Below are 4,500 nucleotides of genomic sequence, written 5' to 3'. Positions count from 1 at the left end.
GGCTCGGTGGTGCCGATCTTCAAGGACCAGATCGCCCGTGGCGGACCGGTAACGGTGACGCATCCGGAGATGCGGCGGTACTTTATGACCATTCCCGAGGCCGCCCAGCTCGTGATGCAGGCGGCGGCGATCGGCAAGGGAGGCGAGATATTCCTGCTGGACATGGGCGAGCCGGTCAAGATCGTCGATCTGGCCCGCGACCTGATTACCCTCAGCGGGTTCACGCCCGGCGAGGATATCGAGATCGTATTCTCGGGCACCCGTCCGGGCGAAAAACTCTTCGAGGAGCTCTCCCTCAAGGGCGAGGACATGGCCCCCACCAGCCACGAGAAGATCGCGATCTGGAAGCACCTGGCCAAGGACCGGCGGTTCATCGAGGCGGCGGTTGAGGAACTCGGCGGGCTGACCAACTGCATGGACGGCGGCCAGATCCGCGCGGCGCTCAAGCGGATCGTTCCCCAGTACCAGTCGAACGGCGCGAACGGAGCGGCGGCGGAAAGCGACGCGGTTCAGAAGGCGGTTGCCAACTAGCCGCCCTGCCGATCCTCCTGGTCCACGTCGATCCCCAGCGGGTCCGAGATCCGGTATTCCTCGTTGAACCACTTGGAGAGGTCCACCATCTTGCACCGTTCGCAGCAGAACGGCCGGGTCGGCAGATCCTCCTTACGGGCCACCCTGACCTCGCGGGCGCAGTTCGGACAGCGATATGTGATCATCTCAGCCACCATGGCGCCACAATTATAGAGCCGGCGGCGGCCAAGGCCCGAAAAAAATGGGCGGCGGACAGGCCGGCCGGTATAATGCCTGCTCGTTATCCAGACAAGCTTCAAGGAGACGGCAGATGCTCTTTTCAGCCAGGCAGAAAGTGCTCTTTATCGGCGACAGCATCACGGACACCGGACGGCGGAACCCCGAGACGCCAATGGGAACGGGCTACGCGGCGATGACCGCCAACCTGATCGACGCCCGCTGCGCGGAACTGGAGTTGACCTGGTACAATCGCGGGATCGGCGGCGACAACGTGCAGAGCCTCCGCAGCCGTTGGCAGGATGACTGCCTGGATTTGGACTGCGACTGGGTCTCGATCCTGGTCGGGGTCAATGACGCCCACGCTTTCGTCGCCGGCAATCAGGAATATTCGCCCGAGAATTACCGGCGGGTCTATCGCGAGCTTCTCGATCAGGTGGTGAGCAAGACAGCCGGGCGGCTGATCCTTTGGGAGCCGTTCTACTTCGTCTCGCGTCAGACTTACGATCCGAGGGTGGCGGAGGTGATCGACGGGTATATTCAGGTCGTCCACGAGTTGGGTCGGGAGTTTCAGAATCGTCTGGTCGGCGTGATCCGCACCCAGAAGCTCTTTGCCGAAGCGACACAACAGCGATGGCTGGACTTCTGGATGCCCGATGGCGTCCACCCGACGCCGCCCGGGCACGCCCTGATGGCTCTGGAGTTTCTCAAACTGATCGGATGGCAGGCGTGAAGGAGTATCCCTCACAAGGCGACGCCGGACGCGCCGAGCGTCCGGGCGGGCAGTGGACGGGCAAGGACGATCCGTGGTTCCGGACCGTCGGTGCGCTTGACGAGCTCAACAGCGCCGTCGGATGGTCTCGCGCCGCCTGCGCGGGGCAGAAGGATCTGTCGGCCAGGCTCCTGCAGCTTCAGCGGGACATCTTTGCCGTGGGCGCGGTTCTGGGCGGTTGGAGGCCGTTCGAGTCGTCGGAGTTGGACACGGCGAGCCTGGAGGCCGACATCCAGCGGATGTGGGACGCTCTGCCGCCGGTGAGCGGTTTTGTGCTGCCCGGCGGCTGCGAGCTGGCCTGCCGCCTGCACCTGGCGCGGACGATCTGCCGTCGGGCCGAGCGGCGTCTGGCCGCCCTGGCGGCGCAGGTGGACCCTCCGGTGCATCCCGAGATTCAGGCCTACATGAACCGCCTGAGCGACTGGCTGTTTGCCGCCGCCCGCTGGGCCAATCACGAGGCGGGAGTCGGCGACGACTGCCGGCACGACGCCGAAGGCCGCTGACGCCGGCCGGCGGCGCGACTGGGATTTGGGGACCCTTCGACGGGAAAGGCAAGATCGTGGCGAAAAAGACATCGTTTTTCGTCTGCAACAACTGTGGCGCACGTCAGCCCAAATGGGTGGGCCGCTGTCCCGAGTGCGGCGAGTGGGACAGCCTGACCGAGCAGGTCAGCACCTACTCGACGGACCTGCACCGCCCTACCATGCCGCTCGAGCCGACCGGTCCGATCCGACTGGCTGAGGCGGTGGAGGCCGGGCCAAGCCGGACGGCCCGGATCGTCAGCGGGTTCGGCGAACTGGACCGCGTGCTCGGCGGCGGCCTGGTGCCCGGCCAGACCGTGCTGTTGGGCGGCGCGCCGGGCATCGGCAAGTCCACCCTCATGCTGCATCTGGCGGGCATGCTCGGGCGAAGCGGACAGAAAGTCATCTACGTGACCAGCGAGGAGTCGGTGGCCCAGGTGGCGATGCGGGCCGAACGGCTTGGCCTCGATCGTGCCGGCATCTGGATCGACGCCCAGACCAACCTGGAGATCATCCTCAACCACATCCGCGACCAGAAACCCGCGGTGGTGATGATCGACTCGGTCCAGCTCATCTACAAACCGGGGCTCTCGTCGGCGCCGGGTTCGGTCAACCAGATGCGCCAGTGCGCGACGGAACTGACGTGGCTGGCCAAATCCACGGGCGTATCGGTGCTGCTGGTCGGCCACGTGACCAAACGCGGCATGATCGCCGGACCGAAGATCCTCGAACACATCGTGGACGTGGTGCTGTACTTCGAGGGTGACCGCCATCATGCCTATCGCGTGGTCCGGGCGGCCAAGAACCGGTTTGGCTCGACGAATGAGTTGGGCATCTTCGAGATGACCGAAGGCGGGCTGAAGGAAGTGGCCGATCCGGTGGGATTGTTCCTGCACCGGGAATACCCGCTGCGCCCCGGCCGGGTCACGCTGGCCGCCAGCGAGGGCAGCCGCATTCTGCTGGTCGAGGTCCAGGCCCTCACCTCATCGAGCATACCGGGCGTGGTCAAGCGCAAGGGCACCGGGGTCGACTCGAACCGGCTCTCGATGATCCTGGCCGTGCTGGAACGCCATGCCGGGTTGAGGCTTGGGAGCCACGACGTGTACGTCAACGTGGTGGGCGGTGTGCGGGTCACCGAGCCGGCGGCCGATCTGGCCCTGGCCCTGTCGGTGGCTGGGGCGCATACCGGAAAGACCCTCAGCGATGAGACGGTGGTCTTTGGCGAATTGGGGCTTTTGGGCGAGATCCGGCCGGTAAACCTGGGCGGCCAGCGGGTCGCGGAGGCCTCGCGGCACGGCTTCGGCCAGATCATCACCGCTGGCGCCTTCAAGCTCGACGACGACTCGGGCGGCAAACGCAACAAGGCCAAAATTCACTGCTGCTATCATTTGCAGGACGCACTGAAGCTGCTAGAATAGGGGCGTGGTTTTCGGCCCCAGCCGACGGAGGCGACCCGGCTGGCCGGCCCGGAGCACTGGACGTTTCTGGAGGCACGAAGATGACACGCACAGCCGCCCTGCTCGCTCTGTTGCTGCTTATCACCGCTGGTTGCGCCGAACAACAGACGCCCGTGCCTCGGGAACGAGGCAGTCTGGCCGTCTTTGAGACCGCCGGTCCCGACGAGGTGTTTACCGCGGCGGAGCGGGCCATCCGCGGGCCTTACGACCTTGCCGAGGTCGATCGGACTACCCAGTTCCTGCGCACCGTGCCGCAGGAGTTCCGCGGCCGCGAAGGCCAGGAGCGGATCGGCGACCGCATCCTGCCCGGCGAAAATCTCTATCGCAAGGTGGTCACCATCCACGTGGACCAGACGGGAACCGGCCAGACCGTCGCCTCGGTCCGGGTGGAGGTTCAGCGGTTCGATACGCCAGCCGTCCGGGCGTTCGCCTATCAGCGGGAGCGGACGGACTATCCGGCTGAGCAATCGGCCCTGCGCGACGCAACCGTCGATGCCGAACAGCGCAACGTCTGGACCACCGTGACCCGCGATCGGCAGGAAGAGGAACGGATCCTTCAGGAGATTCGGGCCCTGGCCGCGCCGGAGACGACCCAGCCGACCGAGAGTTGAGGACGGCGTTACGGAGCGTCCTGCGTGGTCGCAGCCGCCATCTTTCTCGCGTAGACACCCATCGGATCGATCCGGTTGATGATCTGGGCCAGACGGCGGGCCTGATCCTCCCGTCCTCGCGCCTTGTACACCTGATAGAGCAGGTAACAGCTATAGCCGCCCAACCGTTGGCTCGGAAGCTCCCGCTGCCATCGGCGGATCAGCTTTTCAGCCTCGGCGTACTCCTTTCGCCGCAGAAAGTCTTCGACGGCGACCGAGAACCCTCCGCTGCGGGCCATGTCCTGGGCGTCCTCGCGTTTCTCTTCCGCCATCGCGTAGAACCGCTCGGCCTGGTTGCGGTCGCCGCGGTAGCGGAACAGATCGCCCCAGGCGATCATCAGCGGTCGCGGCAG

Annotated in this window: 6 protein-coding genes and 1 pseudogene; 5 read left to right on the top strand and 2 right to left on the bottom strand. The window is 65.6% G+C overall.

Annotated elements, in window-relative coordinates:
* Positions 1–306 (top strand): annotated as a pseudogene (locus tag GXY33_10570) (polysaccharide biosynthesis protein).
* A 221-nt stretch (positions 307–527) separates the two neighbouring features.
* Here GXY33_10570 and yacG read toward each other — a convergent pair.
* Positions 528–716 carry a DNA gyrase inhibitor YacG gene (gene yacG / locus GXY33_10565; GenBank protein ID NLX05575.1) on the bottom strand — a complete coding sequence of 63 codons (189 nt, stop codon included), beginning with the start codon at positions 714–716 and terminating at the stop codon, positions 528–530.
* A gap of 125 nt (positions 717–841) precedes the next feature.
* On the opposite strand from yacG, the gene GXY33_10560 reads away from it, so the two are divergent.
* The 4 genes from GXY33_10560 (at position 842) to GXY33_10545 (ending at position 4,108) form a co-directional block, all read left to right on the top strand.
* Positions 842–1,480: a GDSL family lipase gene (locus tag GXY33_10560; GenBank protein NLX05574.1), complete on the top strand. Its 639-nt coding sequence runs from the start codon at positions 842–844 to the stop codon at positions 1,478–1,480.
* Positions 1,477–2,022 carry a cob(I)yrinic acid a,c-diamide adenosyltransferase gene (locus GXY33_10555; protein NLX05573.1) on the top strand — a complete coding sequence of 182 codons (546 nt, stop codon included), beginning with the start codon at positions 1,477–1,479 and terminating at the stop codon, positions 2,020–2,022. The genes GXY33_10560 and GXY33_10555 overlap by 4 nt, the downstream gene beginning before the upstream one ends.
* Before the next feature lie 56 nt (positions 2,023–2,078).
* Positions 2,079–3,458 (top strand): DNA repair protein RadA, encoded by a 1,380-nt coding sequence (gene radA / locus GXY33_10550; protein NLX05572.1) that lies wholly within the window; start codon positions 2,079–2,081, stop codon positions 3,456–3,458.
* A gap of 80 nt (positions 3,459–3,538) precedes the next feature.
* The gene (locus GXY33_10545) at positions 3,539–4,108 is read left to right on the top strand and encodes a hypothetical protein (GenBank protein ID NLX05571.1); all 570 of its coding nucleotides are present in this window, start codon (positions 3,539–3,541) and stop codon (positions 4,106–4,108) included.
* 8 nt (positions 4,109–4,116) lie between these two features.
* Here the strand turns inward: GXY33_10545 and GXY33_10540 are convergent.
* A partial coding sequence (locus tag GXY33_10540) for a hypothetical protein (protein ID NLX05570.1) occupies positions 4,117–4,500 on the bottom strand: 384 nt, incomplete at its 5' end.

The organism is Phycisphaerae bacterium (assembly GCA_012729815.1).
Taxonomy (GTDB): domain Bacteria; phylum Planctomycetota; class Phycisphaerae; order JAAYCJ01; family JAAYCJ01; genus JAAYCJ01.
This window is presented reverse-complemented; position numbering and strand designations above follow the sequence as displayed.

Excerpts from the sequence above, each read along its gene's own strand:
- yacG (NLX05575.1), bottom strand. The coding sequence starts at position 716 with ATGATCACATATCGCTGTCCGAACTGCGCCCGCGAGGTCAGGGTGGCC.
- GXY33_10560 (NLX05574.1), top strand. The coding sequence starts at position 842 with ATGCTCTTTTCAGCCAGGCAGAAAGTGCTCTTTATCGGCGACAGCATC.
- GXY33_10545 (NLX05571.1), top strand. The coding sequence starts at position 3,539 with ATGACACGCACAGCCGCCCTGCTCGCTCTGTTGCTGCTTATCACCGCT.